Origin of the sequence: Desmospora profundinema (assembly GCF_031454155.1) — a bacterium.
In the GTDB taxonomy this organism is placed as follows: domain Bacteria; phylum Bacillota; class Bacilli; order Thermoactinomycetales; family DSM-45169; genus Desmospora; species Desmospora profundinema.
The window spans coordinates 18,299-44,718 of record NZ_JAVDQG010000001.1; the positions used below are offsets into that span (position 1 = coordinate 18,299).

General features: G+C 47.3%; 28 protein-coding genes. 20 read left to right on the plus strand and 8 right to left on the minus strand.

The annotated features are described in order from the left end of the window. Positions 1 to 202 precede the first annotated feature (202 nt). From JOE21_RS00110 to JOE21_RS00150, 9 genes are all read left to right on the plus strand, one after another. Positions 203 to 334 (plus strand): hypothetical protein, encoded by a 132-nt coding sequence (locus JOE21_RS00110; RefSeq protein WP_309860740.1) that lies wholly within the window; start codon positions 203 to 205, stop codon positions 332 to 334. Positions 335 to 343: 9 nt separating this feature from the next. Next, complete coding sequence (locus JOE21_RS00115) at positions 344 to 535, plus strand: carbonic anhydrase (RefSeq protein ID WP_309860743.1); 192 nt, start codon at positions 344 to 346, stop codon at positions 533 to 535. 241 nt (positions 536 to 776) lie between these two features. Continuing rightward, a complete protein-coding gene (locus JOE21_RS00120; protein ID WP_309860745.1) occupies positions 777 to 1,481 on the plus strand; it encodes a response regulator transcription factor in 705 nt (234 codons plus the stop codon). Further along, the gene (locus JOE21_RS00125) at positions 1,478 to 2,896 is read left to right on the plus strand and encodes a sensor histidine kinase (protein WP_309860748.1); all 1,419 of its coding nucleotides are present in this window, start codon (positions 1,478 to 1,480) and stop codon (positions 2,894 to 2,896) included. Before JOE21_RS00120 ends, JOE21_RS00125 begins: the two co-directional genes overlap by 4 nt. Positions 2,897 to 3,118: 222 nt before the next feature. Further along, positions 3,119 to 3,325, plus strand: a complete 207-nt coding sequence (locus JOE21_RS00130; RefSeq protein WP_309862369.1) for an SHOCT domain-containing protein — start codon at positions 3,119 to 3,121, stop codon at positions 3,323 to 3,325. 26 nt (positions 3,326 to 3,351) lie between these two features. Next, positions 3,352 to 4,209, plus strand: a complete 858-nt coding sequence (locus JOE21_RS00135; RefSeq protein WP_309860751.1) for an SCO family protein — start codon at positions 3,352 to 3,354, stop codon at positions 4,207 to 4,209. Positions 4,210 to 4,382: 173 nt separating this feature from the next. Beyond that, positions 4,383 to 5,285 carry a F510_1955 family glycosylhydrolase gene (locus JOE21_RS00140; RefSeq protein ID WP_309860754.1) on the plus strand — a complete coding sequence of 301 codons (903 nt, stop codon included), beginning with the start codon at positions 4,383 to 4,385 and terminating at the stop codon, positions 5,283 to 5,285. 38 nt (positions 5,286 to 5,323) lie between these two features. Then, positions 5,324 to 7,726 carry a heavy metal translocating P-type ATPase gene (locus tag JOE21_RS00145; RefSeq protein ID WP_309860756.1) on the plus strand — a complete coding sequence of 801 codons (2,403 nt, stop codon included), beginning with the start codon at positions 5,324 to 5,326 and terminating at the stop codon, positions 7,724 to 7,726. A gap of 241 nt (positions 7,727 to 7,967) precedes the next feature. Beyond that, positions 7,968 to 8,117 (plus strand): hypothetical protein, encoded by a 150-nt coding sequence (locus JOE21_RS00150; RefSeq protein ID WP_309860759.1) that lies wholly within the window; start codon positions 7,968 to 7,970, stop codon positions 8,115 to 8,117. 338 nt (positions 8,118 to 8,455) lie between these two features. Here JOE21_RS00150 and JOE21_RS00155 read toward each other — a convergent pair whose 3' ends face one another. Beyond that, a complete protein-coding gene (locus JOE21_RS00155; RefSeq protein WP_309860763.1) occupies positions 8,456 to 8,893 on the minus strand; it encodes a YhcN/YlaJ family sporulation lipoprotein in 438 nt (145 codons plus the stop codon). Positions 8,894 to 9,008: 115 nt separating this feature from the next. Between JOE21_RS00155 and JOE21_RS00160 the strand changes: the two genes are divergently transcribed. From JOE21_RS00160 to spoVAE, 5 genes are read left to right on the plus strand one after another with little or no spacing between them, the layout of a single operon-like run. Then, the gene (locus tag JOE21_RS00160; protein ID WP_309860767.1) at positions 9,009 to 9,215 is read left to right on the plus strand and encodes a DUF1657 domain-containing protein; all 207 of its coding nucleotides are present in this window, start codon (positions 9,009 to 9,011) and stop codon (positions 9,213 to 9,215) included. A 16-nt stretch (positions 9,216 to 9,231) separates the two neighbouring features. Beyond that, positions 9,232 to 10,092 (plus strand): DUF421 domain-containing protein, encoded by an 861-nt coding sequence (locus JOE21_RS00165; protein ID WP_309860770.1) that lies wholly within the window; start codon positions 9,232 to 9,234, stop codon positions 10,090 to 10,092. Between the two features lie 19 nt (positions 10,093 to 10,111). Next, positions 10,112 to 10,594 carry a stage V sporulation protein AC gene (gene spoVAC, locus JOE21_RS00170; RefSeq protein WP_309860773.1) on the plus strand — a complete coding sequence of 161 codons (483 nt, stop codon included), beginning with the start codon at positions 10,112 to 10,114 and terminating at the stop codon, positions 10,592 to 10,594. Continuing rightward, complete coding sequence (spoVAD, locus tag JOE21_RS00175; RefSeq protein WP_309860775.1) at positions 10,595 to 11,611, plus strand: stage V sporulation protein AD; 1,017 nt, start codon at positions 10,595 to 10,597, stop codon at positions 11,609 to 11,611. After that, positions 11,608 to 11,958, plus strand: a complete 351-nt coding sequence (gene spoVAE, locus JOE21_RS00180; RefSeq protein ID WP_309860778.1) for a stage V sporulation protein AE — start codon at positions 11,608 to 11,610, stop codon at positions 11,956 to 11,958. Before spoVAD ends, spoVAE begins: the two co-directional genes overlap by 4 nt. Positions 11,959 to 12,238: 280 nt before the next feature. Here the strand turns inward: spoVAE and JOE21_RS00185 are convergent, their stop codons facing one another. Beyond that, positions 12,239 to 12,445 (minus strand): DUF1657 domain-containing protein, encoded by a 207-nt coding sequence (locus JOE21_RS00185; RefSeq protein ID WP_309860781.1) that lies wholly within the window; start codon positions 12,443 to 12,445, stop codon positions 12,239 to 12,241. Between the two features lie 121 nt (positions 12,446 to 12,566). Further along, positions 12,567 to 13,217 carry a L,D-transpeptidase family protein gene (locus JOE21_RS00190; protein WP_309860784.1) on the minus strand — a complete coding sequence of 217 codons (651 nt, stop codon included), beginning with the start codon at positions 13,215 to 13,217 and terminating at the stop codon, positions 12,567 to 12,569. A 145-nt stretch (positions 13,218 to 13,362) separates the two neighbouring features. Between JOE21_RS00190 and JOE21_RS00195 the strand changes: the two genes are divergently transcribed. Next, the gene (locus tag JOE21_RS00195; RefSeq protein WP_309860787.1) at positions 13,363 to 13,554 is read left to right on the plus strand and encodes a hypothetical protein; all 192 of its coding nucleotides are present in this window, start codon (positions 13,363 to 13,365) and stop codon (positions 13,552 to 13,554) included. Between the two features lie 371 nt (positions 13,555 to 13,925). Here JOE21_RS00195 and JOE21_RS00200 read toward each other — a convergent pair whose 3' ends face one another. Further along, positions 13,926 to 14,306, minus strand: coding sequence for a hypothetical protein (locus tag JOE21_RS00200; protein WP_309860791.1), 381 nt, complete (start codon positions 14,304 to 14,306; stop codon positions 13,926 to 13,928). A gap of 612 nt (positions 14,307 to 14,918) precedes the next feature. Here JOE21_RS00200 and JOE21_RS00205 point away from each other — a divergent pair. From JOE21_RS00205 to JOE21_RS00220, 4 genes are all read left to right on the plus strand, one after another. After that, positions 14,919 to 15,374, plus strand: coding sequence for a GNAT family N-acetyltransferase (locus JOE21_RS00205; protein ID WP_309860793.1), 456 nt, complete (start codon positions 14,919 to 14,921; stop codon positions 15,372 to 15,374). A 256-nt stretch (positions 15,375 to 15,630) separates the two neighbouring features. Further along, entirely contained in the window at positions 15,631 to 18,294 is a 2,664-nt protein-coding gene (locus JOE21_RS00210; RefSeq protein WP_309860796.1) for a winged helix-turn-helix domain-containing protein, read from the plus strand. Between the two features lie 543 nt (positions 18,295 to 18,837). After that, a complete protein-coding gene (locus JOE21_RS00215) occupies positions 18,838 to 19,809 on the plus strand; it encodes an NAD(P)-dependent alcohol dehydrogenase (protein WP_309860798.1) in 972 nt (323 codons plus the stop codon). A 307-nt stretch (positions 19,810 to 20,116) separates the two neighbouring features. Further along, positions 20,117 to 20,524, plus strand: a complete 408-nt coding sequence (locus JOE21_RS00220) for a hypothetical protein (protein WP_309860801.1) — start codon at positions 20,117 to 20,119, stop codon at positions 20,522 to 20,524. A gap of 44 nt (positions 20,525 to 20,568) precedes the next feature. Here the strand turns inward: JOE21_RS00220 and JOE21_RS00225 are convergent, their stop codons facing one another. Continuing rightward, a complete protein-coding gene (locus JOE21_RS00225; protein WP_309860804.1) occupies positions 20,569 to 22,098 on the minus strand; it encodes a glycosyl hydrolase family 18 protein in 1,530 nt (509 codons plus the stop codon). A gap of 376 nt (positions 22,099 to 22,474) precedes the next feature. Here JOE21_RS00225 and JOE21_RS00230 point away from each other — a divergent pair, with 376 nt between their 5' ends. After that, complete coding sequence (locus JOE21_RS00230; protein WP_374709304.1) at positions 22,475 to 23,101, plus strand: D-glycero-alpha-D-manno-heptose-1,7-bisphosphate 7-phosphatase; 627 nt, start codon at positions 22,475 to 22,477, stop codon at positions 23,099 to 23,101. Between the two features lie 368 nt (positions 23,102 to 23,469). Here the strand turns inward: JOE21_RS00230 and JOE21_RS00235 are convergent, their stop codons facing one another. The 3 genes from JOE21_RS00235 to JOE21_RS00245 are packed head-to-tail and all read right to left on the minus strand — an operon-like array spanning position 23,470 to position 26,170. Beyond that, positions 23,470 to 24,714 (minus strand): MFS transporter, encoded by a 1,245-nt coding sequence (locus JOE21_RS00235; RefSeq protein WP_309860809.1) that lies wholly within the window; start codon positions 24,712 to 24,714, stop codon positions 23,470 to 23,472. A 46-nt stretch (positions 24,715 to 24,760) separates the two neighbouring features. After that, positions 24,761 to 25,498, minus strand: coding sequence for an MBL fold metallo-hydrolase (locus tag JOE21_RS00240; RefSeq protein ID WP_309860812.1), 738 nt, complete (start codon positions 25,496 to 25,498; stop codon positions 24,761 to 24,763). 15 nt (positions 25,499 to 25,513) lie between these two features. Next, on the minus strand, positions 25,514 to 26,170 hold the full coding sequence (locus tag JOE21_RS00245; RefSeq protein WP_309860815.1) for an ArsR/SmtB family transcription factor: 657 nt from the start codon (positions 26,168 to 26,170) through the stop codon (positions 25,514 to 25,516). Positions 26,171 to 26,420 lie beyond the last annotated feature (250 nt).

Sequence of the window (26,420 nt, forward strand, 5' to 3'; positions counted from 1 at the left end):
GTTCATGTATCACCTTAACAAGAAGAGTTGTTCAATTTTTGATGAAAAAATGAAGAGGGTTGGTAATTTTTGTGATGAGATCAACGGTTCGTTGTCTTTACCTTACCAATGGGATATGGATTAGGTATGGAGACTCCTGTTTTTTGAAATCCATTCAGGGCAAAATAATCGCAGTATACAAAAACATAAAGGAAGTAATCCCATGGATGAAATGCTTTATCTCGTGGCTTTGGTTGTTGGCATCATCGGCGGACTCGCTTTGTGGCGTTATGCAAAAACCGAGCGACGTGAATTGATCCGTATGATTCGAAATCGCAGAAATAAAAAAAGGTAGTACCCAGGAATGGACGACGTAGACGCCGCTTGTCTGGCTGCAGTGGAAACCCTTCGTCATTTCCCGCTCTTTCGTAAAAAGGTTGTCGTCCATGGATATGTCTACGAGGTGGAATCAGGGGCGTTACGCATCCCGTATCACCAAATTGAGGATCGAGTGGATACGGCGCGTGAAACAGCCAAGGGCACATGGGGTGGATAACAACGGACATCTATTCCATAGAACCGAAAAAATAACCGGCCTCCTGATCGGTAGGGAGTGCCGGTTATTTGCGTCTACTCCCGTGGGATACTTAAATGAATACTTCTTCATGACCCACCAATGATGCGCATCAAAGAAGAACGGTGGAATTATCATCCTTTTGTTCCCTCATATTTTTATCAAATTTACTAAGTACAATGGAAGCAGCAACCATGTACGAACTCGATAACGGGGGATGTCTATGAAGAAAACGCAGATCCTCATCGTCGATGATGAAAGCAACATGCGCAATCTTCTCCGCCTGTACCTAACTCAAAACGGCTTTGATGTGATGGAGGCGGATAACGGTTTCAACGCTTTGGAGTTGATGGATCAAGAGTCGTTTGACTTGATCATACTGGATCTGATGATGCCGGGTATGGATGGATGGGAAGTCTGCTCCCAAATCCGCGAAACCCGGCAAACACCGATTTTGATGCTGACCGCCCGCACAGAGACCCAGGATCGGGTAAGGGGATTAAATATCGGGGCTGATGACTATCTGGTTAAACCCTTTGAACCGGAAGAGTTAATCGCCCGTGTTCATGCGTTGCTCAGACGCTCCCAATTGACCGAAGCTGCCAAGGAACAGCCGAAAAAAATCAAACGGAAAGAGATGACGATCGATCCGGAGAGCAGGCAAGTGTTCATCCTGGACCGTCCCGTCAAGTTGACACCGAAAGAATTTGATCTGCTGCTGTTCCTCGCGAGTCGTTCTCAGAAAGTATTCAGTCGGGACATGCTGTTGGACCATATTTGGGGAAGCGATTATTTCGGGGATATCCGCACGGTGGATACTCACGTCAAAGTCATCCGTGAAAAACTTCGAAAAGCGGGGCTGTCCGATTCGCCCATCCGTACCGTATGGGGAGTCGGCTATCAATTCCAAGGACATGAACATTCATGAGATCGAATCGAATCGTTTTCAAATTGGGCGGCACCATTATGCTTCTGTTCATCATGGTGTTGCTGCCTCTGGGCTTTGTTTTTAACCAAATTGTTTCCGGGTTTTATTACGGCCAGGTACGGGAGGATATCGATCACTTATCTGCCCGTTACGCTCAATCCATCGCCGAATCCCCCGATCCGATGACCATCCACATGGTGGAAATGATGGCCCGATTTTCAGAAGTAAAATTGTATATCGTGGATGACCGGGGAACCATCAAAGCCCGTTCCAACGTACTGGGCTTGCCTAAAAATGCGGTTTCCGATCAGGAATTATCAGCCCTGTCGCGCGGGGAATCCATCAAGAAAATCGATCAGGACCCCGCTTCAGGGAACCGATTTCTGGTCTCCGGCCATCCGATCTTTCGCGGACAAGACTTTTATGGCGGCGTTTATGTATTATCTTCCATCGATCGGATCGACCAATCGCTCCAAATCGTGCGGAACCTGCTGATACTTTCCGGGATGGGCGTCTTTTTTCTGGCTCTCGGATTGACATGGGTTTTATCCAGAAAACTGTCGGATCCGCTCATCCAGATGAAACGAGCGACCCGGCAAATCGCCAAAGGGGATCTGTCCGCCAGGGTGAAGGTGCCATCCGAAGATGAGATCGGAGCGCTGGCTCAAGCCATCAATGACATGGCCTTGGATCTTCAGCAAACCCGCACCACGCAGAAGGAATTTTTCGCAAACGTTTCCCATGAATTAAGGACACCCATCACTTATTTGGAGGGGTATGCCAAAGTCTTGAAAGAGGGGCTGTATCAAAGCGAGGAAGAAAAGGAGCAATACCTGGAGATCATTCGCCACGAATCAAAACGGCTAACCCGTTTGGTACAGGATTTATCCGATCTCTCCAAGATGGAATCGGGCCAACTGGAACTGCATTTCGAATGGATCGACCTGGCGGAAGTCGTACAGAATGCGGTCCGAAAAACGAAATTCAAAGCGGAAGAAAAAGATCTGGAGCTACACGTTCAAATTCCGGACGATCTACCTGCCGTCTATGCCGACGGCTTTCGAATGGAACAGATCTTCATCAACTTATTGGACAATGCGATCCGGTATACGGAAACAGGGAGTATTGGGGTTCAATTAAACGTCGACCGGGATCAGGTAACCATCCATATCAAAGATACAGGGATCGGGATTCCGGAAGAGGAGCTCCCATACCTGTTTGAACGTTTTTACCGGGTGGACAAATCGCGGTCCAGACAATACGGAGGAAGCGGACTGGGGTTGGCGATTGTGAAGCAGTTGGTCGATCTTCATGGGGGAAGAATCGAAGTGTCCAGTCAGATGGGGAAGGGGACCCGGGTTACCATTATCCTGTCGTTTCGACACCACCCCGGAGGAGAGGAGAAACACACATGAAATGGATCGAATGGTTGGTTGTTTTATCTCTGGTTGCCATCGGGCTAGCTTGTTTAACCATGTCCGCGACTGCATTTTTGGATACCCCTTCGATTCAACCGTACCTTCATATGTTAGTTCGGATCTGTCTCTGGATCGGCTTACCCGTTCTGGTTGTTGGTTTGGGGTATTGGATTTGGAGATGGAAAAGATAGGATAGGAAGGAGGTGAAATAACGTGCCGATGATGGATTGGGGAGGGATGCTCGTGATGATGATTTTCTGGGTTTTGCTCATCGGTTTAGCTGTTTATGGTGTCGTTGTAATCATAACTAAGGGGTTTGGGAAAAAGGAGAATACGTCTCTCCGGATTCTCGAGGAACGGTTTGCTCGAGGTGAAATCGATGCCGACGAGTATCAACAAAGAAAGGAGGTCTTAGAGAAAAAATAACCGATACCGTTTCGATGGGGGGGTCGATGGGCAAATGGTTTGCGACTTTTTACGACATGTGGATGGGTCCGTTGGAGCGGAAAGCGTTTGATCGGATACGGAAAAAGCTTGGTAAAAGCTCGGGGAAAGGGTGTTGGAGATCGGCTCAGGAAACGGTTGTTGCCATCGAACCGGAACCGGCGATCATCGAAGCAACAATTCAACAACAGGTTGAATCAGGGTGGGATCTGGAGGAGAGAACCATGAAAAGAAAACAGATGAAGATCATGATTGGGGCCATGGGCCTCTTAGCAGTGATGGCACTGGTTATTGGTTTTATTGCCTGGGAAAAAACACGTTCGACGGATCAATCCCCTAACCAGGAATCCCCACAGTCCGTCCTCAACTGGGATGTACCTTCGTTTCAATTTACGGATCAACACGGTCAACCCTTCGGCCTGTCGGATTTAGAGGGGAAAGTATGGGTGGCAGATATGGTATTGACCGAGTGTCGGGATATTTGTCCGGTATTAACGAGTAATATGGCACAGCTGCAAAAAAGGCTGGCCGAAGAGGGTGTAGAGGCACAGCTGGTGACTTTTAGTGTCGATCCGGAAACGGATACTCCTGACGTGTTAAAACAATACGGGGAGACATTCGGTGCCGATTTCGACAATTGGCGTTTTCTGACCAACCAGGACTTCGAAAAGATGAAACAGTTTATCGAATCCACATTTAACGTACCCGTCGAGCACAACCATGACCCTGATGCCACCTCTCCCGTGATGCATTCAGGTCGCTTCTTCCTGGTGGATTCCACCGGAAAAGTGGTGAAGCTGTACGACGGTGCGGAGCCGAATTATGACCAAATCATCCAGGATATAAAGGAACTGCAATCTAAGTAGTGCTTGCATCCAACGGATAAACGATGATTATTTAAAGGCCTCATGTTGATCTTTATGAAGTTTTGACGGATTTGCCTTTGATCTGGCCAAACAGAACCATTGGTGAAAACCGTAAGATAAATGAACCGACAGCAAATATGAAGAAATGACCCCAGTAAGGAGTGAAACACGCGATGACTCGTTGGATATTAGTAGCTTTGGCAACCCTTTTGTTGTTATCGGCGTGCAGTAACGGAACCCCTGATACGTTCCAGGCAAAACATATCCATGGATTTGCTTATACAGCGGAGGGTGAAAAATTGCTGACCGCCACCCATGATGGTCTGTATGCCTACCACGGTGGGAAATGGTCGGGTCCAATCGGGGAACCGCACGATCTCATGGGATTTTCCTTAACGAAAAAGGGGATTTACAGCAGTGGGCATCCGGCGCCGGATTCTGACAAACCGAATCCCTTGGGACTCATTAAAAGTACGAATGAAGGGGAAACATGGAAAACCATTGATTTTGAAGGGCAATCGGATTTCCATCAAATGACCGCTGGATTTCAAACCGGAACGTTGTATGTGATGAATGAACATCTCAACGACAAAATGGACAGAGGGTTTTACGTCTCTTTCAATGGAGGAGAATCCTGGGATTCATCCTCATTAAATGGGGTACAGGGAAATTTGCTTACGTTGGAGGCTCATCCGACTCGTGAAAAAGAAGTGGCATTGGGTACGGATTTCGGACTGTTCGTCTCCCGGGATGCCGGTGAAAAAGTGAACAAGATCGATGGCGGTCTGCAAGCGACGGCCTTGCTTTTTGACCGGAACCAGCCGGATTTCTTGTGGGTAGGGGGGTATACCAAGCAACCTATCCTAGTTCTATACAACATGCAAACGAAACAAAAAAAGACCGTCACTCTCCCCTTTGAAGACCCGGAGGATGCCGTTCAGTTTATCGCTCAAAACCCAACAAATCCAAAAGAAATAGCCATCGCTACCTTTAAGAAGAATATTTACACGAGTCAAGATGGCGGCCAAACTTGGAAGTCCATCATGAAAGATGGCGAGTCCATTCCAACAGGCTGATTAGAATCACCATAAACCGACGGAAGGAGGCTAAGTAAATGGAAACTACCGTGCAGGATCGTCCAGCGAAACAAGTGAAACTGGGCATTTCGGGGATGACCTGTGCCGCTTGCGCCAACCGGATTGAAAAGAATCTGTCCAAGCTGACTGGGGTAAGGAAAGCCCATGTCAATCTGGCTTCGGAAAAGGCGTCGATCACATTGGAGCCAAACCAAGTTTCCATCAACCAGATTATCGATGCAATCAAAAAAACCGGATACAAAGTTCACAGTGAAAAAACCGTTCTCTCCATTGAAGGAATCAGCTGTGCTTCCTGTGTAAACCGAATCGAAGAAGAGTTGAAAAAGGTGGAGGGTGTCCTAGATGTCGGCGTCAACTTCGCCAATGAAAAAGCGACGGTCGAAACCCTTCCCGATCAGGTCGAGATTAAACAATTGATTGTCGCTGTCCAACAAGCCGGTTACGAGGCCAAACTGGATCAGGATGCCGATACGGACGCGCAAAAAGAAGTGAGCCAGGAAATCTACCGGAAACAAAAACGGATGTTTCTCATCGGAGCAGTCCTGTCAGCTGGATTTCTTCCGCATATGATCGTCGATCTGACTGGTCTGGACCTTCCCGTTCATCTTCATCCTTATCTGCAGCTGTTACTTGCCACCGTGGTCCAATTTTATGTGGGAGCGCGCTTTTACACAGGGGCTTATAAAGCCTTGCGCAGAAAAAGCGCCAATATGGATGTTTTGGTCGCTTTAGGGACTTCAGCAGCCTACTTCTACAGTGTTGCCCGTGTGATCACGGGCAATTGGGAGGATCTTTACTTTGAGGCTTCCGCGATCATTATCACCTTGATCGTCCTCGGAAAGATGTTGGAAACGAGGGCAAGGGGGCAAACGTCCGCCGCGATTCAAAAACTGATGGGATTGCAGGCGAAAACGGCCCGGGTGATTCGGGAGGGACAAGAAGAAGATATCCCGATCGAGGAGGTCACCGAGGGGGACGTGATGGTGGTCCGGGTAGGCGAGAAGATCCCCGTCGATGGGGTAGTGATCGAAGGGAACAGCACGGTGGACGAGTCGATGCTGACCGGGGAAAGTATGCCGGTTTCAAAAAGCACAGGCGATACGGTGATTGGAGCCACCATCAACAAACACGGATCCTTCCGATTCAGGGCGACCAAAGTCGGCAAGGAAACGGCTTTGGCCCAGGTCATCAAGCTGGTGGAAGAAGCCCAGGGATCTAAAGCGCCGATTCAGCGTTTGGTTGATCGTGTATCCGGGATCTTTGTCCCGATCGTGTTGGTGATTTCCGTTTTGACCTTTGTCTTGACTTACCTGCTCATCGGTTTTACGCCGGCGCTGATCAGTTCCGTGGCCGTGTTGGTGATTGCTTGTCCCTGCGCCTTGGGGCTGGCGACGCCGACGGCAGTCATGGTCGGCACTGGGAAGGGAGCCGAAAACGGCATTTTGATCAAAGGGGCGGAGCACCTGGAAAGCGCTCACCGGCTTACCACCGTTGTATTAGACAAGACCGGCACGATCACCAAAGGTGAGCCGGAAGTCACGGATATCCTGACATTGGGACAGCATTCCAAAGAGGAGCTCCTTAATTTTGCGGCGGCGGCGGAGAAGGGCTCCGAGCATCCGTTGGGAGAGGCCATCATCCAAGCGGCGAAACGGCAAGGGTTGAAATTAGGAGAAGCTACTCGGTTTGAGGCGATCCCTGGCCACGGCATCCAAGCCGAAGTGAGGGGACGAAACATCCTTATCGGAAACAAAAAATTGATGCAGAAGCATCCACTCTCCACGAAACCCGTCGACGATTCCATCGAACAGTTGGAAGGTGAAGGGAAAACGGCCATGATGGTGGCCGTCGATGGGGAAGTGGCGGGCGTCATTGCGGTGGCAGATACCGTCAAAGAAACATCGGCCCAAGCGGTTAAGGAACTGAAAGACATGGGGATCGAGGTTGTGATGATTACCGGGGACAACCGACGGACGGCGGAAGCGATTGCCGAACAGGTGGGGATCAACCGGGTACAGGCGGAAGTGCTGCCCGAGGATAAATCGGCCGAAGTGGAGAATTTGAAACAGCAAGGAAAAATCGTGGCCATGGTGGGAGATGGGATTAACGATGCACCGGCCCTCGCCGCAGCCCATATCGGCATCGCCATCGGTACCGGAACGGACATCGCCTTGGAAGCGGCAGACATGACGTTAATGCGCGGGGACTTAATGGGAATTGTTCACGCCATCAGGCTCTCCAAGGCGACGATACGTAAGATCCGGCAAAACTTGTTCTGGGCTTTTGCCTACAATGTGATCTTAATCCCAGTCTCGGCTTTCGGGCTTTTAAACCCGATTCTGGCTGGAGCTGCGATGGCCTTCAGTTCGGTGTCAGTTGTCGTAAACACATTATTCCTTCGCGGATGGAAACCGGCATAGCAAAATAATCGTGTATATAATAATTGTCTGGTTGTATAAATTCAACTATAAAGACCAAAAAAAGGATCGATTTCTTTATGGGGGATCGGTTTTTTATTGGAATCCCCTTGATTATAATAAATTCTTTGTAGATGGAAATACTAATCAGGATGAAAAATGGCAGACAACAAGCTGAGCCTTGCCGACAATGCGTTGAAGAATGTTGGAAGATGGGTGGGTTAATCTAATGTGTTGTCCATTTATGATGGAAAAAATGAGCGGCGAGATGACTGTGATGATGGGATTATCGATTGGAATCGGACTTGCTTTAGGTTTAGCGGCTTTAGCGGGAACCTTTTATTTGATTTGGCGTTTTATTCGAGTCATCGAAAAAAAAGAAACAAAGAATTAGGTTGTGAGGTTCTACACTTTAAAAGAAGAGAGTGTCTGATTAGAATAAGAATATGAATCCTTTGTGCAAGTTCAGAAAAGACCTGGACAACTTTATAAACACAGAAGACCACATTCTTCTTTGCGTTATCGCTATCCTGTGGAATATCGTCAATCTCTCACTTTAACCGGAGGCTAATTGTCTGGGCTTATAGGGTAACATAAAAAATACACAACCAATAAATTGTGCCCAATGTTTTTATTAGTCATACATCCAAACATGCCCCCTTCTGCTGTTGAAATATAAGAAAGCTCCCATCCACGGGGAGCTTTTCTTTATATCTTTACGGAATGGTTCGGTTATCCTTTCATATCTTCATTGATCTTTTGCAACTGTTGATAAGCTTTGTCTTTATTGATCGCAGGGTTTTTGCGTGCGTCTGACTCCAGCTTTTTAAGGTCTTTGAAAAGCTTGCTGTCAGTGGTGACATGAATTTCGTCCTTCGGAAACCTTTTTTTTAGGTTATCGAAAACCTCTTTTCGAGTGCTTTTCAGGAAGAAGCGGTCAAAATTGGTGACTTTCAACCCGACGGATAGTTCATCATTGATACTAACTGCCGTCGCTTCATCTACCCTCCGGTTTTTTTGGGCCACTGTCTTGGCCGTATCCACTTTATCCTGGTTGATCAGGGTGGGCTGTTCGGGTTTTGGAGAGGATTCCGATTGTTTTTGCGGTGCGGCACATCCGATGGAGATCAGGATCAGCAGAGTGATCCAAATAACCCAAGTGCGTTTCATCCTATTTCCCCCTTTATTTACACTCGTCAGTACAAGTCTCGCCTTGCCTATTATATCCATTTGCGTGCATAAAAAAGATTTCCATATGACAAAATTTACATTGGGAGGAAGAACCATGACCGTTCAATCAAAAGTGAAACAAACCATCGCCAGCCTCGAGGGAGCCAAAGCCACCATGGAGATGTACGGACAAATCGCTCAAGATGAGCAGGCGCGCAAGACCTTCCTTCGCAGTGTGAAGCGACTGGAATCCGTGCTGGAGAGATTAAAAAAGCGGATGGGGGTATTGGAGTTCGAAGAGCCTCAATATAAAGGCTTTTAAGAAGGAAGGAGGAAACATGGTGCCGGAATGGGCTCAGATCATATTGCGGTCGCTCGGGTTTCTCGTTTTGCTGATTCTACTAACCCGGCTGCTGGGGAGAAAGATCGCTGCCAGAATGACCATGTTCGATGTGGTCTTCGCTATCGTGATTGGATTGATCGCCGCTTTGGTATCCTTGAATATCGTGGCGAATGGGGTCTACGGGTTGATCGCCTTCTTGACATGGGGATTGGCCGGGATCGGTTTGAGCTATTTATCATTAAAGAGCAAATGGGTGCGGGATTTGATTCACGGTCGGGAGGCCATCGTGATCAAGCACGGAAAAATCATGGAAGAACAGCTGAAAAAAACGCGGTTTACACCGGAAGATCTGTTGCAGCAACTGAGGAGTAAACAGATTTTCAACGTGGCTGATGTGGAATTTGCCGTGATGGAATCCAGCGGAGAAATCAATGCGCTTTTAAAAGCCAACAAGCAGCCGATCAGCCCCAAACATTTGGGTGTGGAAACGTCTCCGGAAACAGGAGCGCAGACCGTCATTCTCGACGGCAACATCATGGATGAGTCCTTGGCGACCATGGGTCTGAATCGGGGGTGGCTTCATACAGAGTTGGAAAAGGTCGGGATATCACCGGAGAACGTATTTATCGCTCAGGTGGACAGTATGGGCGAACTGTATCTAGATCTCTTTGACGATGCGATTCAACCTCCGCAGCCGACGACCCGGCAGCTGTTGTTAACCACCATGCAAAAAGCCAAGGCAGACTTAGAAACATTTTCCTTGGATACGGAGGACAATAAGGCAAAAGCGATGTATCAGCATTGCGCCAAGGAAGTAGCTTCCATCATTAGCGACATGCGCTTGCTTTTAAAATGATCGTTTGGAGGGGATCACCGTGTCTGATAAAAAAAAGAAAAAGCTCACACCGATTCAGCAGGAGTACCAGGGGTTCGCCAATGAGAGGGAGCCGGATCGCCCGATACTGAAAAACTGTGTTCGCGCTTTTTTCATTGGAGGGGCCATTTGTCTGTTCGGGCAAGTGATCTCCGCTTTTTATATGCATTTCTTTGATTTCAACGAGCGGACGGCGGGAGATCCCACCGTTGCTACCCTTATTTTTTTAGCTGTGCTGTTTACCGGTCTGGGGGTATATGATCAACTTGCGCAATGGGCGGGAGCCGGAACGGCGATTCCGGTGACGGGGTTCGCCAATTCCATCTCTTCAGCCGCTATCGAACACCGAACAGAGGGGTATGTCCTGGGGGTGGGGGGCAACATGTTTAAGCTGGCGGGGTCGGTCATTGTGTTCGGCGTATTTGCCGCCTTTGTGATCGCGATCGTAAAAGTGATCATTCTGCAGGGGTTGGGAGGATTTTAGGTGATTCGAGGACGGACTTGGATTTTTTCAAACTCACCGCGGATCAGTGCCTCGTCAGCTGTGGGAGGCCCCTTTGAAGCGCAGGGACCCTTGGCGGATGACTTTGATTTGCTGCATGAGGATTTGTGGCAAGGGCAGGACAGCTTTGAAAAGTCGGAGAAAAAAATGCTGGAGCAAGCTTGTGAACGGGCGATCGACAAGGCGGGCATGAGAAAGGAGGATATTCAGTTCTTTTTGTCCGGGGATCTCATGAACCAAGTGATATCCAGCAGCTTTACGGCGAGAAGCCTGGCTGTTCCTTATCTCGGTCTGTTCGGGGCCTGTTCCACTTCGATGGAGGGACTGGCATTGGGTTCCTTGTTGGTGGATAGTGGTTTTGCGGAACGCGTGTTGGTCGGAACATCCAGCCACAATGCGGCGACAGAAAAGCAGTATCGCTATCCGAATGAATACGGTTCCCAAAAGCCGCCCACCGCTCAGTGGACCGTTACAGGGGCCGGGGCCGCCGTCGTCACCACAGGCGGAAACGGGATTCGTGTCACATCAGCCACGATTGGCAGGGTGGTCGATATGGGCATTCAGGATCCCTTTAACATGGGATCGGCTATGGCACCAGCGGCAGTGGACACAATCGAGGCACACTTTCGGGACCTGCGTCTGTCCGGCACCGAGTACGACCTGATCCTGACCGGGGATTTGGGAAGGGTCGGACATCGTATCGCGGCCGACTTATTGGCCAAGCACGGATTAAAGCTCCCGAAAGACCGTTTTGGAGATTGCGGAATGATGATCTACCGGGAGGATCAACCCGTTCAGGCGGGTGCCAGCGGGGCGGCTTGTTCGGCCTGCGTCACTTATGGACATGTTCTCAACCAAATGCGGAAAGGCGAGTTGCACAAAGTGTTGATCGTGGCAACGGGAGCCCTGATGTCTCCCTTAAGTTATCAGCAAAAAGAAAGCATCCCCTGTATTGCTCATGCCGTGGTGCTGGAGTCAGAGGGAGGGCATTTTAGATGATGTATTTTTGGGCGTTTGTGGTAGGAGGGCTCATCTGTGTGATTGGGCAATTGATGCTGGACGGGATGAAACTCACTCCGGCACACACCACCAGTACGCTGGTTGTTATAGGGGCCGTTTTGGACGGATTGGGGTTGTATGAACCATTGATCGACTTTGCGGGGGCAGGAGCCACCGTTCCCATCACCAGCTTTGGTAACGCCCTGGTCCACGGAGCGATGGCGGAAGCGGAAAAAAACGGTCTGATCGGAGTGGTTACAGGGATTTTTGAAGTGACCAGCGCTGGTATTTCCTCTGCGATCATCTTCGGATTTTTGGCGGCATTGGTGTTTAAGCCAAAGGGATGAGGGGCCCTAATGCAATCTTTCGTGAGTAGAAGGGAGGGTCGGTATGGCTGGCGGAGAGCCTTTGCGCTTTTTGCAACGAAACGAAGACAGCCATACCGACCCGGGATCTCGCACTACGGATTGTTCAGACACGCCTTAGTCCATGGATCCAAGTTAAGGTCGGTAAATCTCATAAGATTCGTGCTTGATCCAATCCGAATGGTGCCAAATGTATGATGCTTGATTTGGATTCGTATCGACAAAAAATAGTCCGCACCATCTCAGGTGCGGGTAATTGAAGTTATTGTTGATTATATTGTGGCTCCTCGGTCATTACTTGTTGTTCGCGGGTTTTCAACTGCTGTACAACCTGTTCCATATTCTGTGCCAGTTGTTTATACATTTGTTTGGCTTGTTGATTATTCGTATCCAAAGCAAAGGTTTTCAGATCGGCTGCCAGGCCTTCCGCACTGGCAACCGCTTGTTGGATCTTGGTGCCGACAGTCATGAAAAAGATTCCTCCTTTTTTATCGATCTTTGTGTTCGAAGGGTATTATGATCCATCAAAGAAAAAACATACACGGGAACGAACCTTCGGTATGCTTTACTTCGATCCAGAGGGGGTGATGTTACTCGATCAAACCTAGGCGAATGTATTCTTCCATTCGGATTTGTCCGGTTCTCTCCAGTTGATGATCCTTTTGATATCGTTTGATGGCTTGTTCCAAATCGAAACCATATATGCCATCCTGAGTCCCTTGATAATATTTGGCGGCGTGAAGTCGATTTTGGATAAGCAGAACGAGGCTGCCACGGTCGCCTCGAACCAGCCGTTTGGGTCGGTATTCATCCCGTCCCATGATGGGTCCTACGATTTTTACAGGAGTTCCGATGGAGATCATCCGGTACAAGTCTTTCACATCGGAATTTTTCATACGGACGTACCCATGACTGGCATTCCGGCCGATGGAATAGGGTCGGTTGGTTCCGTGAATTCCGTATTGACCCCAAGGGACATTCAGGCCCATCCACCGTGGCCCGAAGCCTCCTCCCCAATCGCTAGACATATGAACCACTTTCCATTCACCGATTGGTGTGGGACATTGGTCTTTACCCACGGCAACTGGATAACTAACGATCACTTCAGACCCCTGTATCACATACAACCGATGTTCCCATAAATCAATCTGGATTCGTGGCGGAGGAGCTTGGATCCCCTGAATGTGAAAAGGTTGGAAAAGCGCGGTGATTATGATACAAAGAAACACCCAAGACTTCATGGCACGGCTCCTCATACGATATTAACCTTAAGATACCCATTTATTTTGTGTGGAATGATTTTTTAAAGGAGTAAAGTAATTAGGCATGTGTAAAGTCATCATCTGTGTTTAGGGCATACTTCTTAGAGTAAAGGAGGTACGGATGATGAAAGTGGAAGTGGATTTCAGGGACGGTTCCAGGTGGGTCAAAAGGACACGGGATATAGAGCCTATTATCCGTTGTTTGCAACGAAAAAAGGTAAATAACGGAATATTAAAGGGGAGGGATAAGAAAAACAAGCAGGATCTTAAACGAGGAAAAGATATTGTCTCTCTGAAAGTTATCTGGAATGAGTAGCATCTATGGTGGTCGGCAAAGGTAGCCGTATACCATTTCGTTATGTAAAAAAGAGGAAAAATATTCTGGGGGGCATTACGAAAATATAACATAACGAAATTGGAACCGATGACCCAACACCAAAAGTATTCGAACGTATAAGGATATTCAAATATATCCCTCCATTGCTTTATGACCATCATAATATAGGTGTTCTAACTTTAGCGCTTCAAACCGTCAAGCATGTGTGTCAAAACTTTCATTGCCGCCTCCAATGCTTGAGCATGATCCTCATTTTGAGCAATCTTAAGCGATCTTAATAATACAAAAAAAGCGATCCTGATTTCAGGAATCGCTTTTTTTGTTTCCCGACAGAAATGGAGGGTTATCCATTACCATGACACAACGCCTTTAGCCCTGCATTTGGTTTTGTTCCAGGGCGGCTCTTGACATCGCAGTCTGAGATGATATGTGCGCCCTCTGTGTGCGGTTGCCTTTCTCTCGATTTTACCTTTCTTTTTTATCGTACCATTGGCAATTTTGGTACCGTCTTTTGTGTCCATCAAATCATATCCGACGTTCAGATTGTTATATGTTTCGACAACAACGGTCACTTGCCGATTCCCGGGAGTAAATTTCTCCGTAAAAACAGGGCCGCTCCCCGACAAGTTCACTTCATAGCGTTTACTGGCCGCACCCGCTTCCGTATAGACCGAGAAGGTCATAACCAGCGCTAGGACTAAGGCAACCGCGGACATAACTATTCGTTTCATTTCGATCACTCCCTTCTTCTCTAAGGTTAAATGTATTGTATAATGGACAAGTCATATATGTCAAAATAATTATAATAAATAGAATCAATTTAAAAACAAATGTTTTTATTTTTAAATTATGCACAATGGTCTTTTATCATTTCAATTAGAAGTACCTCCCAAACTTGCCTACCAACAAAAACAAGACACTTCCAAAAGGAAAAGAGAAGAGCGATGATAGATTAAGGCTGGGGGGGTTAGACTCCCCTTGTCGACGTTCGCTTTCATTCCAACCCCAAAGGCTGGATTTCCTGTCTACCGTTGAAATAGACCGGGAAAAAAGCGAAACAATCTCCCGTTGTAAGGGATTTATAATATAATCGGATGTTAGGAGAGAGCTATCTAATTTATTAAGTCTGGTGTCCTTCTTAATATAGGGTTCACCAATATGTAGAGGGCTTTTTGAGGTTATGTCCTGAAAATCGTGGAAATTGAATCGGGTTTCCTGGATCGTTTGATATACAAATCAAGAATAAGAGAACCGTCACGATGTAGGGGCTTTTGTTCAAAAGCATAAGGTTTTTTCCTTTAACTTGGATCTCGTTAATCATTATAGGCTGTGGAGGGATTTATATGGATATTAAAGTAGATGATTTAACTGGTTCTGAAGTGGTTGAATTGATAAGGGAGCATCTTCAGAGTATGACATTGCATTCTCCACCGGAAAGTATACATGCATTAGATCTTGACGCATTGCGAAAACCGGAAATAACATTCTGGAGTGTATGGGAAGGAGATGAATTAGTTGGTTGCGGAGCACTGAAGGAGCTTGATGGTCAACATGGAGAGATAAAATCAATGCGAACTTCTTCATCACATCTAAGAAAGGGCGTTGCCAAGCGACTCCTTCAACACATCATGGAAGAAGCTAAGCGGCGTGGCTATCGGCGATTAAGTTTAGAGACAGGCTCAATGGATGCTTTTGAACCAGCAAGAAGATTATATGCAAGCTTCGGGTTTCAAAATTGTAAACCGTTTTCGGATTACATTGAGGACCCAAACAGTGTATTTATGACAAAGGAATTATGAGTTCTTTTTTTGAGTGGCGATCATCTCAAGAAGTTAAAAGATTTACCTGACGATAGAATCCATGGTGTGACACAGGGAAGATTATCGTGTGTTGAAGTCAGGGGGCATTTCTTTGCCCCCGAATATAAGCTTTGGAGGGCCGAAGCTTCTTAGCCTGATCGTTAAGATGGCTGGTCTGATTGTCCAAGCATTGGTTGCAAAAAGACAGGTATTTCCTTATGGAAATGCATAACTACTGATGTGGTATGATTGATCTATGAATGCGCAAATTTTAGCGACTAAACTTTATATACCTTCACTTCGGCCCAAAGTAGTCCTCCGCCCCCGCCTGACTGAGCGGCTGAACGAGGGTCTGCACCACAAACTAACCCTTATTTCGGCCTCCGCCGGTTTTGGTAAAACCACACTGGTCAGCGAATGGCTCTCCGGATGCGATCGACCGGTCGCCTGGCTGTCGCTGGATGAAGGGGATAACGACCCAACACGCTTTTTAACGTACCTCTGCGCTGCTTTGCGGACGATTGGGGTCAATATTGGAGAAGGTGTGTTTGGTGTGCTCCAATCTCCTCAGTCACCGTCAATTGAATCGATTCTGACGGCTCTGATCAATAAAATCACCGCCACCACGGACAATTTCATCCTCGTCCTTGACGACTACTACGTGATTGAGGCCGAACCGATTGACCATGCTCTCACCTTTTTGCTCGAGCATCTGCCACCACAGATGCACCTCGTCATTGCCACCCGTGAGGGTCCACGCTTCCCCCTGACCCGGTTACGTGTCCGGGGACAATTGACAGAGCTGCGCGTGACAGACTTGCGTTTTACCCCCTCTGAAGCTGGCGATTTTCTCAATCAGGTGATGGGCCTAAACCTCACTTTGGAAGACATCGCGCGACTTGCAACCCGAACCGAGGGCTGGATCGCGGGTTTGCAACTAGCCGCGATTTCCATGCAGGAACATGAAGATACCACCCGTTTTATCACATCTTTTACCGGCAGCCACCATTTTGTACTGGATTATCTAGTTGAAGAAGTGCTGCAGCAGCAATCCGAAAGCGTTCTGACTTTCCTGTTGCGCACATCGATCCTCGATCGCCTGTGCGGTCCTCTTTGTGATGCCGTTCTGCACGAGGATGTAGGGGAATCCTCTTCGTCACCTGCTCCCTCCGGACAAGAAACCCTGGAATATCTTGAACACGCCAACCTGTTCGTCATCCCCCTAGACAACGAGCGGCGTTGGTACCGTTACCACCATCTCTTTGCTGAATTACTGCGACAACGGTTGTCTCAAAGTCTAGCGGATGAAAAGATGAGTGTGGACAAATTACACATGCGTGCCAGTGTATGGTACGAAGAGAATGGCCTGGAGATCGAAGCTTTTCACCATGCTGCTGCCGCCAATGATGTTGAACGCGCTGCTCGCTTGATGGAAGGTGAAGGGCTGCCCCTGCACTTGCGTGGCGCGGTGGCTCCTGTACTGAACTGGCTGGAATCGCTGCCAACGACGGTACTGGATACGAGGCCTTCGTTGTGGGTGATGTACGCCTCGGCGTTATTGACGGCCGGCCAACTGAATGGTGTCGAACAGAAACTACAAGCCGCCGAAAAAGCTCTGCAAGACACCGTTCCAGACGAGAGGACCCAAAACCTTGTCGGGCATATTGCCGCCATACGGGCTGCGATGGCTGTCAGTCAGCACCAGATAGAAACGATTATCGCCCAGTCGCGCCGGGCCCTAGAATATCTGCACCCTGACAATCTGCCTATTCGCACTGCCACGACCTGGGCGTTGGGGTATGCCTACTATCTCCAAGGAGACCGTGCCGCGGCCAACCAGGCCTATACAGAAGCCTTATCGATCAGCCGGACGATCGGGCATACCATCATCACCATCATGTCCGCCATCGGCCTGGGCCACTTGCAAGAAGCAGAAAACCAGCTTGATACAGCGATCCAGACCTACCGGCGCGTCCTGCAACTGGCAGGTGATCCGCCGCTGCCGGCTGCCTGTGAAGCGCACCTTGGTCTGGCCCGTATATTCTACGAGTGGAACGACTTGGATGCCGCCCTTCAGCATGGTCAACAGAGCATCCAACTGGCTCATCAACTAGAAAACACGGATCGAATCGTTGCCTCCGAGGTGTTTCTCGCCCGCCTGAAACTTGCTCAGGGAGATGTGGCCGGTGCAGCCGCTATGTTAGCGAAGTCCGGTCAATTTGCACACCGGCATCATTTCATGTTTCAGGTGTCGGAGATTGCTGCGGCACAAGTACTTACGCTGCTTCATCGAGGCAATGTAGTAGCCGCCGCTCGTCTTGCTCAGAAACACGAACTTCCACTCAGCCAAGCCCGGGTATATCTGGCCCAAGGAGATACGTCCACAGCACTGAAGGTGCTTGGGCCATTGCGTCAGCAGGCAGAGGCAAAGGGTTGGGAGGATGAACGGCTCAGAGTTATGGTGCTGCAGGCGGTGGTTCTCCATGTGCATGGTGAAAAGGCCGAGGCTGTGAAACAGCTGGAGGAAGCGCTGGCGCTGGCAGAGCCGGGGGGGTTCATCCGTACTTTTGTGGACGAAGGGGTTCCTATGGAGAGGCTGTTGTCCGAAGCAGCGGCTTATGGCATCATGCCGGAGTATATCGATCAGTTGCTGAATGTATTTGAGGAGGAGCAGAAGCGCGTAGATAAATCCTCATTGCCCCCCGAGTCTCCTGTTCAGCCCCTTATGGAGCCGTTGAGTGAGCGCGAGTTACAAGTATTACAACTGGTTGCCCAAGGACTCTCAAATCGCGAGATCAGCGAGCGGCTTTTTCTCGCCTTGAGTACGGTCAAAGGGCACAATCGGAATATTTTTAACAAACTACAGGTCCAACGGCGCACCGAAGCGGTCGCACGCGCCCGCGAGTTGGGTTTGCTGTAGCTGAAAAATCCGTTAAAGCCCACAAACTGGGTATCCAGACTTGCCGGCAAGCAGTCCATAGACCTTCTACCACAGTAACCTTATCACAAATACCTCAATCCTCTCGAGCAAATCTCCCGCAACAATACCTAAAACCATACTTTAGTATCTATCCGTTCATACCGTGCGGAAGATACACTTTTATTAATGACCCTCAGGCTGTTAATCGGCCGCAAAAGGTACTAAGTCTTGTAAAATCAATACCTAATAACGAATCCAAGTGAACTTATGGTTTATCAAATTAGGATCAAGGGTTATCTAGATCCGGATTGGACAGACTTTTGAGGGTCTGACCAGCTCCCTGAAAGACAACGGTGATGGCCCGGTGGTGGATCAGTCGTTGTATGGTTTGTTAAAAAAAGTACGTGATTAAGAAATGCCATTCTCGATTGTTTGTGTTCAATCTGTCCATGCGGCTGCGTCAGATGCCAAACCGTGAATCAAGGCAAGCTCCACCGAAACATATTTGAATGACCGAATCAAGCAATCAAGGGAGGGAACTTTATGAAAGCCATTGTATACACAGAATACGGATCACCCGATGTTCTTGAATTAAAAGAGTTAGAAAAACCTGTTCCCAAGGAGAATGAAGTGCTGATAAAAGTTCACGCCGTTTCTGCAAATGCAGGCGACTGGCATCTCCTGAGAGGCACTCCATTTTTGCTTCGATTCGTATACGGAATTTTAAAACCAAAAAACCAGGTTCTCGGTTCGGATGTAGCGGGACGGGTTGAGGCGGTGGGTAGCAGCGTCACACAGTTTCAGGTCGGTGACGAGGTATTTGGTGATCTGTCCGGATATGGTTTCGGTGGTTATGCCGAGTATGTATGCGCTCATGAAAATACATTTGCACCCAAACCTGACAATGTATCCTTTGAAGAAGCGGCGGCCATACCAGCGGCAGCAGTGACTGCCTTACAGGGTTTACGTGATAAGGGACACATTCAGAAAGGGCAAAAAGTTTTAATCAATGGTGCCTCTGGTGGTGTGGGTACGTTTGCGGTACAAATTGCAAAATCGTTCGGGGCCGAAGTTACTGGCGTATGCAGCACAGGGAAAATGGATTTGGTTCGTTCGATTGGTGCCGATCATGTCATTGATTACACGCAAGAGGATTTCACCCGAAATAAAGAGCGCTATGATCTGATTCTTGCTGCGAATGGATATCATCCGATTTTAGATTATAAGCGAGCATTGAGTTCCAAAGGAACGTATGTCATGACAGGAGGTTCCAATGCTCAAATGTTTCAGGCCATGCTCTTGGGACCGTGGATATCCATGCTGGGGAGTAAAAAAATGGGTAACTTGTTAGTTAGACCCAACCAAAAGGATCTGGTCTTTTTAAAAGGGCTCGTTGAAGCGGGTAAGATAAACCCTGTTATCGATAGACGTTATCCCTTACGTGAGGTTCCTGAAGCGATCCGGTATCTTGAAGAAGGACATGCACGAGGAAAAGTCGTTATCACAGTGGAATAACAATTTCGATCACATTTTCTGCAATTGGATATTTATATCAATATTTTTGGGGACTTTTCTTAAAAGAGGAACCGCTTCTTTGAATAAATCAAAGGTATAAGACATTCGTTACAGAAACCTGTCGGAGGAGTATCGGGTTAGGGCGTGTCTGAACAATCCGTCGGGCGTGATCTGATTGCCAGAGTACCTTCATGCGGATGGAAGGCGTATGATGAGGCCGGTTGATTGGCCTCTTTTCTTGTTTCTGTGTTCTATGAGCTGTGATAAACTGTGCTTATCGCAAACCGATAGGTGAAAGAGTGATCAGATGGATATCGTCATGTTATTTCTTTTTGGATACATTCCGATCGGTGTCGCCTGCATCGGTATGCTTATGATTATCGTATTGGCACCAAAATCAGACACATGGAAACGAAATAAAACGGACGAAAAGAAAACGGAGTCTCTCATTAAAGGCTTTGTTGTCTTGTACGGATTGCAAGTGATCCTGCTGATACCGGGTGTCATCGAAGATCGTTTTATAGATGCCTTTTTAAGGGTAAGATATCATTCCATGGTTTGGATTGGAATTTTCCTTCCACTTTATTTGGGTTTTTATTCACTGTACAGTGGCGGTGTTGAGGTAGGAAACAAGAAGACAAAAAAGATTGCGTTATCGATGTTAATTTTGATTGCGGTTATTCTCTTTCTCTCTCATTTGATCGAGCCATTATAAATGGACACCGGCTACGGCCGGTGTCCGTTTTCTAGGATGGACTATTACTTCAAATTCTCACGCAGAACATCCCACGTTTTGGGGTTTTCGGCTCCAATGTGCCAGCTGACAAAACCACCGATATCCGGATGGTGCTGGTTAACATAGTCGACGGTTTTACTTAAGGTTTGCTCATCCCTTACGGTGACGGTAACCGTTTTCCCCTCTTCTTGATAAGTAAAGGTTCCTGTTCCATCGGGATTTCTCTGAATCTGCGGTTGGTGCTCACGTAAAATTTTGCTTACCTGCTGATAGGTCAACAATTTCTGTCCTTGCTCGCCGTGTACCTGTTTTGGCGAAAATACATGATAACCCACGTAAATCTTATGGGCGGGTACTTCTTGCTTCCAACGCTCGATATAACTCTTCAGCTCTTCCCCATGCACGTGGTAACTCATAAATCGTACCTGGTCGACTGCTTTTCCTAGGCGCGCCATATCTTCTCCTTGATGAGGATCTGCCCAGCCTGAGATTGTAATTTTCTTGTTATGCTGATGGAGTTTCTGTGCCATTAGCTCAATAAAGCTGGCATAATTGTCCCGTTCTTCCGCAAACATCACTTCATAGTTGAAATCCAGTCCATCAAATCCGTTATCCAGCACCCATTTGACGAGGCGATCAGTCAACACTTCTCGTGCTTCAGGAGTACCGATCTGGTTATTTAACTCTTGTTTATACTCCTCTCCCCGACTCCACTCTTCTACATTGGCAATAGTAGGGATGACTAAAATGCCTTTTTCTTTGGCGATGCGCATCGCCTCTTCATTGGCATGATCCGCATATTTCATGCGGGTAACTTCGCCCTCTGGAGTCAGCCGATACCAGAAAAATCCGGTAGAATCGATCACATCGGCATGGTTCTTTAAAGCGTTGGTTGCACTTGTCTGCATCCAGAAAGGGAACCATACCGCTACCTTCAATTTATGCTCCTCTTGTGGAGGGTTGGTATTGGGATTGGGATTAGGGTTAGGATTGGATGGTTGGGGAGGGTTTGTCTCTGGTGGTGATTGTTTGGTTGACTCCTCCTGATGAGTGGAGGGTGGTGTTGAGTTCTTATTTGTGGTTTCCGGCTCTTGGGGAGCCTCTTTTTTATCGGAGTGAGAGTGATGGTCATTTTCTTTGGATGGCGTTGCTGTTTCTTGTTTATCTTTGGGATGGGAAGGGTTCTTACTTTTATCGGTTTGTTGAGATTGTTGTTTCGATAGGCGTGTAGCCTCTCGTTGTTGATGGTCAATGATGCTCTGGAGAAATTGCTCCTTCTCTTTTTCACTAACGGGTGCCGTCCATTCTTCCTTATGATTTTCTTCTTCTTTATCTTCTACTTTGGTTCCTTCTAAGGAATTGAATAACTCGGTTTCCTGCTCGGTGGCTTTTGCCGCTTGGGTGCTCTTTTTATCTTTGCTGTAGGTTGTAACCGCCTCGGAAGCATAGAGCCAACCGGCAGAAAGGGTGAGGATGCAAGTAACGGCAAGGATGAGAATCCATTTGCCCGGTTTCTTCCGTCGTTTTCGCTTCAATGGATATTCCTGATTCATGTGTATCCGCCTCACTCTCCCAACAATTTTGAATAAAATCACTTTCACATTGCATTATAAGAATAAAATCATTTCAAATCAATCACTTATTATTTATCATTGAGTGATTCAAAGAGGGCAAGGGAGAGCAGAAAAGCACGAAAGAAGGGCTTTTTAAAAAACATTTGATTAAAAAAGGAGAAGAATATATTTAAAGATGTCTATGTTTTGAAAGCATAGAGGATTGTCTGTAAAGGATTTGGGGGGCTGTCCGTGAAAACGGATGGGTTGGGACTGCGGGTTCTCATCACTAGGGCGTATCTGTCATTCAATCTTCCGTGAGTAGGAGGGGGGCGGTATGGCTTTTGGTTCGCCTCTGTCTAGCCGGGGTTCTGCCATGATTTTAAGGAAAAATTATCGCCGAAAAACGCTATGTATTGCAATCAACCGGAATGGAGGGCGAGAATGGAGTGAAGAGAAAGTGAGGGAGATAGGTTTGATGAAAAAACATAAAGCCGTTTTTTTGGATCGAGATGGCGTCCTGAATGAAGTAAAAACGGACCGGGTTCATTTTGTAAACCGCCCGAAGAAATTGTACCTTTTGGATGGAGTTCCGGAAGCGATCTCCTTATTGCGGAAGTGCGGTTATTCCATCTATATCGTGACCAATCAGGGCGGTGTCGGATTAGGGTATATGAAATCTCGTACCCTTGATGAGATCCATAAAAAGTTGAAAAGGGATCTGGTTGAGAAGAATCCTCGTGCGTTGATTGATGATATTGCAGCTTGCACTCATAAACCGCAAGAGAAATGCAGATGCCGGAAACCGAAACCGGGGATGATTTTATCCCTCGCACAAAAGCATGATATCGATCTGTCCCGTTCATGGATGGTGGGGGATCGGAATTCCGATATGGAAGCCGGAAAGAGAGCCGGATGCCAAACAGTAAAGGTTACTCAGGGTTACTCATTACTTGATTTTGCGGAGGAGTTATACAAACAGGAATCTTCTTCCTTATCATGACGCAATTTATTTTCTTAGAAGACTAAAGTAGAAAATAAGACAAGTCTCTTATTTATGGATACAACCACAAATAAGAGACTTGTATGTTAAAAATGTTCCTCTTACCAGTCATCTAAATATTATTCCATTCATCTGCAAGTTGTCGAATCTGATTTATAAACTTTTTTGCTTCTGAAATCTGAACATCTTCCTGCTCCATAAGATTGATTGCTTGACTGACTTTACCCTTCCTCAATTCGCTTAAGGAATGTTTCTAGCTGTTTTCTCGATTCTTCTTTCATTTAAGTCTCCTATTTGGCGGTCCAAAACGCGTAAAAACGGATTGCTGATTCACTATACCATAGGCGTGAATGGTCATGATTACCGAGTTAAGTTTTCAACGTTTCTTTCATACGGAAGACTGTTGTGATCCCCGCCAACAATGGCAGCAATGCCACCAACCCGATTGCCCAAGAAATATTCAATACATCGACCAGAATTCCTGCGATCAAAGCACCAAAAGCATAACCACTGTCGCGCCAGAAGCGGTAGACACCCAATGCGGAGGCTCTCCATTCGGGAGGTGAAACGTCACTGATCGCGGCCTGAAGCGTCGGGTAAACCATGGCGGTACCCAATCCCAATAAAATGGCACCGATAACCCAAGACACAAAGGAGTCCAGAAAGAGAATCCACCAAATGGATAAGGCCTGTAGCCACATACCGGAGGCGATCAACCATTTGCGTCCAATCCGATCGCTCAACGCTCCCGTAAACAACTGGAAAATACCCCAAGCGGCGGGATAGAGAGCGACGATGATCCCAATTTGTCCGATAGCCAAACCCGCCGAAGCGAAAAACAGCGGAAACAATCCCCAAGCCATGCCGTCTTTTAAATTGGTGGACAAACCGGCAAAACTGCAGTTGGACAGAGTGGGGTCTTTCCACGAGGCTCTCCGGAACACGTTCCTCGTTGACATCTGTTGATTGGATTCCGTTTGATTTTGTTGTCGGGATTGTAGTTTTAAGTGGGATCCTGTGTCCGTTACCATTAGGGATAAAATCAATCCTATTCCAACAAAACCGATACCTAGATAAAACGGCTCTGGTCGTAGATGATATTGTGACGCAATGTAGGCGGAAAGGACGGTAGCCAAGGCAACACCGATATATCCCGCAAATTCATTCAAACCGATGGCCAACCCTCTTTGTTTGGCGGTAACCAGATCCACTTTCATATTGACTGTCATCGACCAAGTCAACCCTTGATTTATTCCCAAAAGGATATTGGCAATGACAATCCACCACCAGGAATCGGCCCAAATGACTATCAAAGGAACAAACAATCCCACGAACCAGCCGGCGATCAATACTTGCTTTCGTCCAATCCAATCAGCCATACGGCCGGCCAGGATATTCACAATGGCTTTAGTGAACCCAAAACTGACGATAAACGACAAGGCCGCGCTTGCAGAAGCCAGGCCAAAAACCTTTTCTCCCAGAAGGGGAAGTACCGTCCGTTCCAACCCGATCATGGATCCGACAAAGAGATTAACAACGACCAGCAAGGCAAACAGAGTCAAATTTTCCTTTAAGCCGATATTTATTTGTTCTCGGGCTTTGGAATGATACACAGGCAATGCCTCCAACTAAGAAGACCCCAGCTTTGGGGCCCTCTTTTTATTGGTTTACTTTACCCTCATTGATTTTCCTGATTTTCTTATAGTTCTCCGGCTGCGGGGGAAGATCTTTGGTCATAAATTCCACAAACTCTTCTTTGGATTGTTTTTGCAAGGCCTTGTTCAAGCGCTTTTCAAAACCAATCGTCGAAGAAGGTTTACCGCTTAAGAACCGACCGCAGACAGAGCCGGAATAGGCTCCTGGATAAACTTCAACGTGGTCATCCAGTTTCATCAGTTTATTAAACAAGCTGTCATGCAGATCATAAGCCCCTTTTTTCAAGGAGGATGCAAGTTCCGTACGTCCGACATCTCCCACCATCAGCGTATGACCGGTTACAACAAACCAGGGTTCATCTCCTCGGGGGGTATCCGAAACCAAAAGGGAGATGTGTTCCGGAGTGTGGCCGGGGGTATGCAAAATCTTGATTTTGGTATTTCCAGCCATGATCTCATCTCCATCATCCACCGCAGCAAAGTCATATTGAACATCCACAGAACGGTGCAGGATGTATGGGGCACCGGTTTGTTCGGCCAATTTCCTTCCCCCGGAAATATGGTCGGCATGCAGGTGTGTGTCAAAGACATATTCAATGTTTAAACCCAGTTTTTTGGCTTCTTCAATATAAAAGTCGATGTCTTCAACAGGATCCACTACAACCCCTTGCGCTTTGCTTCCACAGCCAAACAGATAGGAAATGGCAATCGGATTCGTGTGTAAGTATTGACGGAAAATCATTGTAGAGACCTCCTCTTATCGGCTGATCAGCTCTTTCCATTCCCGTACCCCGTCCTCCAAACGACTCGCTTCTAAACCATGAGAACGGAACTTTTGGACCGCTTCGGCTGCATAAACACAATAGCGACCGCGGCAATAGGCTATTATTTTTTTATCTTGTGGAAGTTGAGATAGATGTTGTTCCAACTCTTGTATCGGTATGGACAACGCTCCCGGAATATGGGCAAATTCGTACTCTTCCCGATGACGAACATCGATTAATACGAGATCCTCATCTTGAAAACGTGACTTCAATTCGTCGATTCCGATCGGTTCCAGTACATCATGATTATCTAAAAACTCATCCCGAAGTTGCTTGACTTCAGCTAATAAATCGGAGCTCAGTTCCTGCATTAACAGAAGCATTCGATTGATCTTCGGATCGGATAACCGGTAAATAGCGTAGGTACCTTTCTTTTGAAAGTGAACCAAACGGGCTTCCAGAAGGGTTTGCAGGTGCTGAGAAACATTAGCCACACTCATGCCTGTTTCACGAGACAATGTTTCAACGGTTTTGGGGCTTTGAGACAGCAGATCGAGAACTTCCAATCGACGGGGACTGGATAATGCTTTACCGATTCGGGCAAATTGGGCGTATATTGCATCCTTAAACGAACGGGAATTCGAGTTCACAACATTTAACACCTCTTTTCCATTTGTCTATTCAAGTATTCTATTGATTAGTATAACTCATTCTTCGGGCTTTGAACAGCAGTTTTTTTACCAAAAAAGAGGAGCTGTCCATTTAAACAGAAGGGGTTCCCATGCGTATGTATTCTTTTTGTATACTGGCCTTAAAAAGCAAAGGGAGACGAATATGATGCAGGGAACGGAATGGAAATGGAATGAAACGATAAAGGGGTGGACTTGTGAATGGGAGTGG

What these genes read in the sequence shown, in the direction of transcription:
- JOE21_RS00110 (WP_309860740.1), top strand. Translation starts at nt 203, where the DNA reads ATGGATGAAATGCTTTATCTCGTGGCTTTGGTTGTTGGCATCATCGGC.
- JOE21_RS00115 (WP_309860743.1), top strand. Translation starts at nt 344, where the DNA reads ATGGACGACGTAGACGCCGCTTGTCTGGCTGCAGTGGAAACCCTTCGT.
- JOE21_RS00120 (WP_309860745.1), top strand. Translation starts at nt 777, where the DNA reads ATGAAGAAAACGCAGATCCTCATCGTCGATGATGAAAGCAACATGCGC.
- JOE21_RS00125 (WP_309860748.1), top strand. Translation starts at nt 1,478, where the DNA reads ATGAGATCGAATCGAATCGTTTTCAAATTGGGCGGCACCATTATGCTT.
- JOE21_RS00130 (WP_309862369.1), top strand. Translation starts at nt 3,119, where the DNA reads ATGATGGATTGGGGAGGGATGCTCGTGATGATGATTTTCTGGGTTTTG.
- JOE21_RS00135 (WP_309860751.1), top strand. Translation starts at nt 3,352, where the DNA reads ATGGGCAAATGGTTTGCGACTTTTTACGACATGTGGATGGGTCCGTTG.
- JOE21_RS00140 (WP_309860754.1), top strand. Translation starts at nt 4,383, where the DNA reads ATGACTCGTTGGATATTAGTAGCTTTGGCAACCCTTTTGTTGTTATCG.
- JOE21_RS00145 (WP_309860756.1), top strand. Translation starts at nt 5,324, where the DNA reads ATGGAAACTACCGTGCAGGATCGTCCAGCGAAACAAGTGAAACTGGGC.
- JOE21_RS00150 (WP_309860759.1), top strand. Translation starts at nt 7,968, where the DNA reads ATGATGGAAAAAATGAGCGGCGAGATGACTGTGATGATGGGATTATCG.
- JOE21_RS00155 (WP_309860763.1), bottom strand. Translation starts at nt 8,893, where the DNA reads ATGAAACGCACTTGGGTTATTTGGATCACTCTGCTGATCCTGATCTCC.
- JOE21_RS00160 (WP_309860767.1), top strand. Translation starts at nt 9,009, where the DNA reads ATGACCGTTCAATCAAAAGTGAAACAAACCATCGCCAGCCTCGAGGGA.
- JOE21_RS00165 (WP_309860770.1), top strand. Translation starts at nt 9,232, where the DNA reads ATGGTGCCGGAATGGGCTCAGATCATATTGCGGTCGCTCGGGTTTCTC.
- spoVAE (WP_309860778.1), top strand. Translation starts at nt 11,608, where the DNA reads ATGATGTATTTTTGGGCGTTTGTGGTAGGAGGGCTCATCTGTGTGATT.
- JOE21_RS00185 (WP_309860781.1), bottom strand. Translation starts at nt 12,445, where the DNA reads ATGACTGTCGGCACCAAGATCCAACAAGCGGTTGCCAGTGCGGAAGGC.
- JOE21_RS00190 (WP_309860784.1), bottom strand. Translation starts at nt 13,217, where the DNA reads ATGAAGTCTTGGGTGTTTCTTTGTATCATAATCACCGCGCTTTTCCAA.
- JOE21_RS00195 (WP_309860787.1), top strand. Translation starts at nt 13,363, where the DNA reads ATGAAAGTGGAAGTGGATTTCAGGGACGGTTCCAGGTGGGTCAAAAGG.
- JOE21_RS00200 (WP_309860791.1), bottom strand. Translation starts at nt 14,306, where the DNA reads ATGAAACGAATAGTTATGTCCGCGGTTGCCTTAGTCCTAGCGCTGGTT.
- JOE21_RS00205 (WP_309860793.1), top strand. Translation starts at nt 14,919, where the DNA reads ATGGATATTAAAGTAGATGATTTAACTGGTTCTGAAGTGGTTGAATTG.
- JOE21_RS00210 (WP_309860796.1), top strand. Translation starts at nt 15,631, where the DNA reads ATGAATGCGCAAATTTTAGCGACTAAACTTTATATACCTTCACTTCGG.
- JOE21_RS00215 (WP_309860798.1), top strand. Translation starts at nt 18,838, where the DNA reads ATGAAAGCCATTGTATACACAGAATACGGATCACCCGATGTTCTTGAA.
- JOE21_RS00220 (WP_309860801.1), top strand. Translation starts at nt 20,117, where the DNA reads ATGGATATCGTCATGTTATTTCTTTTTGGATACATTCCGATCGGTGTC.
- JOE21_RS00225 (WP_309860804.1), bottom strand. Translation starts at nt 22,098, where the DNA reads ATGAATCAGGAATATCCATTGAAGCGAAAACGACGGAAGAAACCGGGC.
- JOE21_RS00230 (WP_374709304.1), top strand. Translation starts at nt 22,475, where the DNA reads ATGATTTTAAGGAAAAATTATCGCCGAAAAACGCTATGTATTGCAATC.
- JOE21_RS00240 (WP_309860812.1), bottom strand. Translation starts at nt 25,498, where the DNA reads ATGATTTTCCGTCAATACTTACACACGAATCCGATTGCCATTTCCTAT.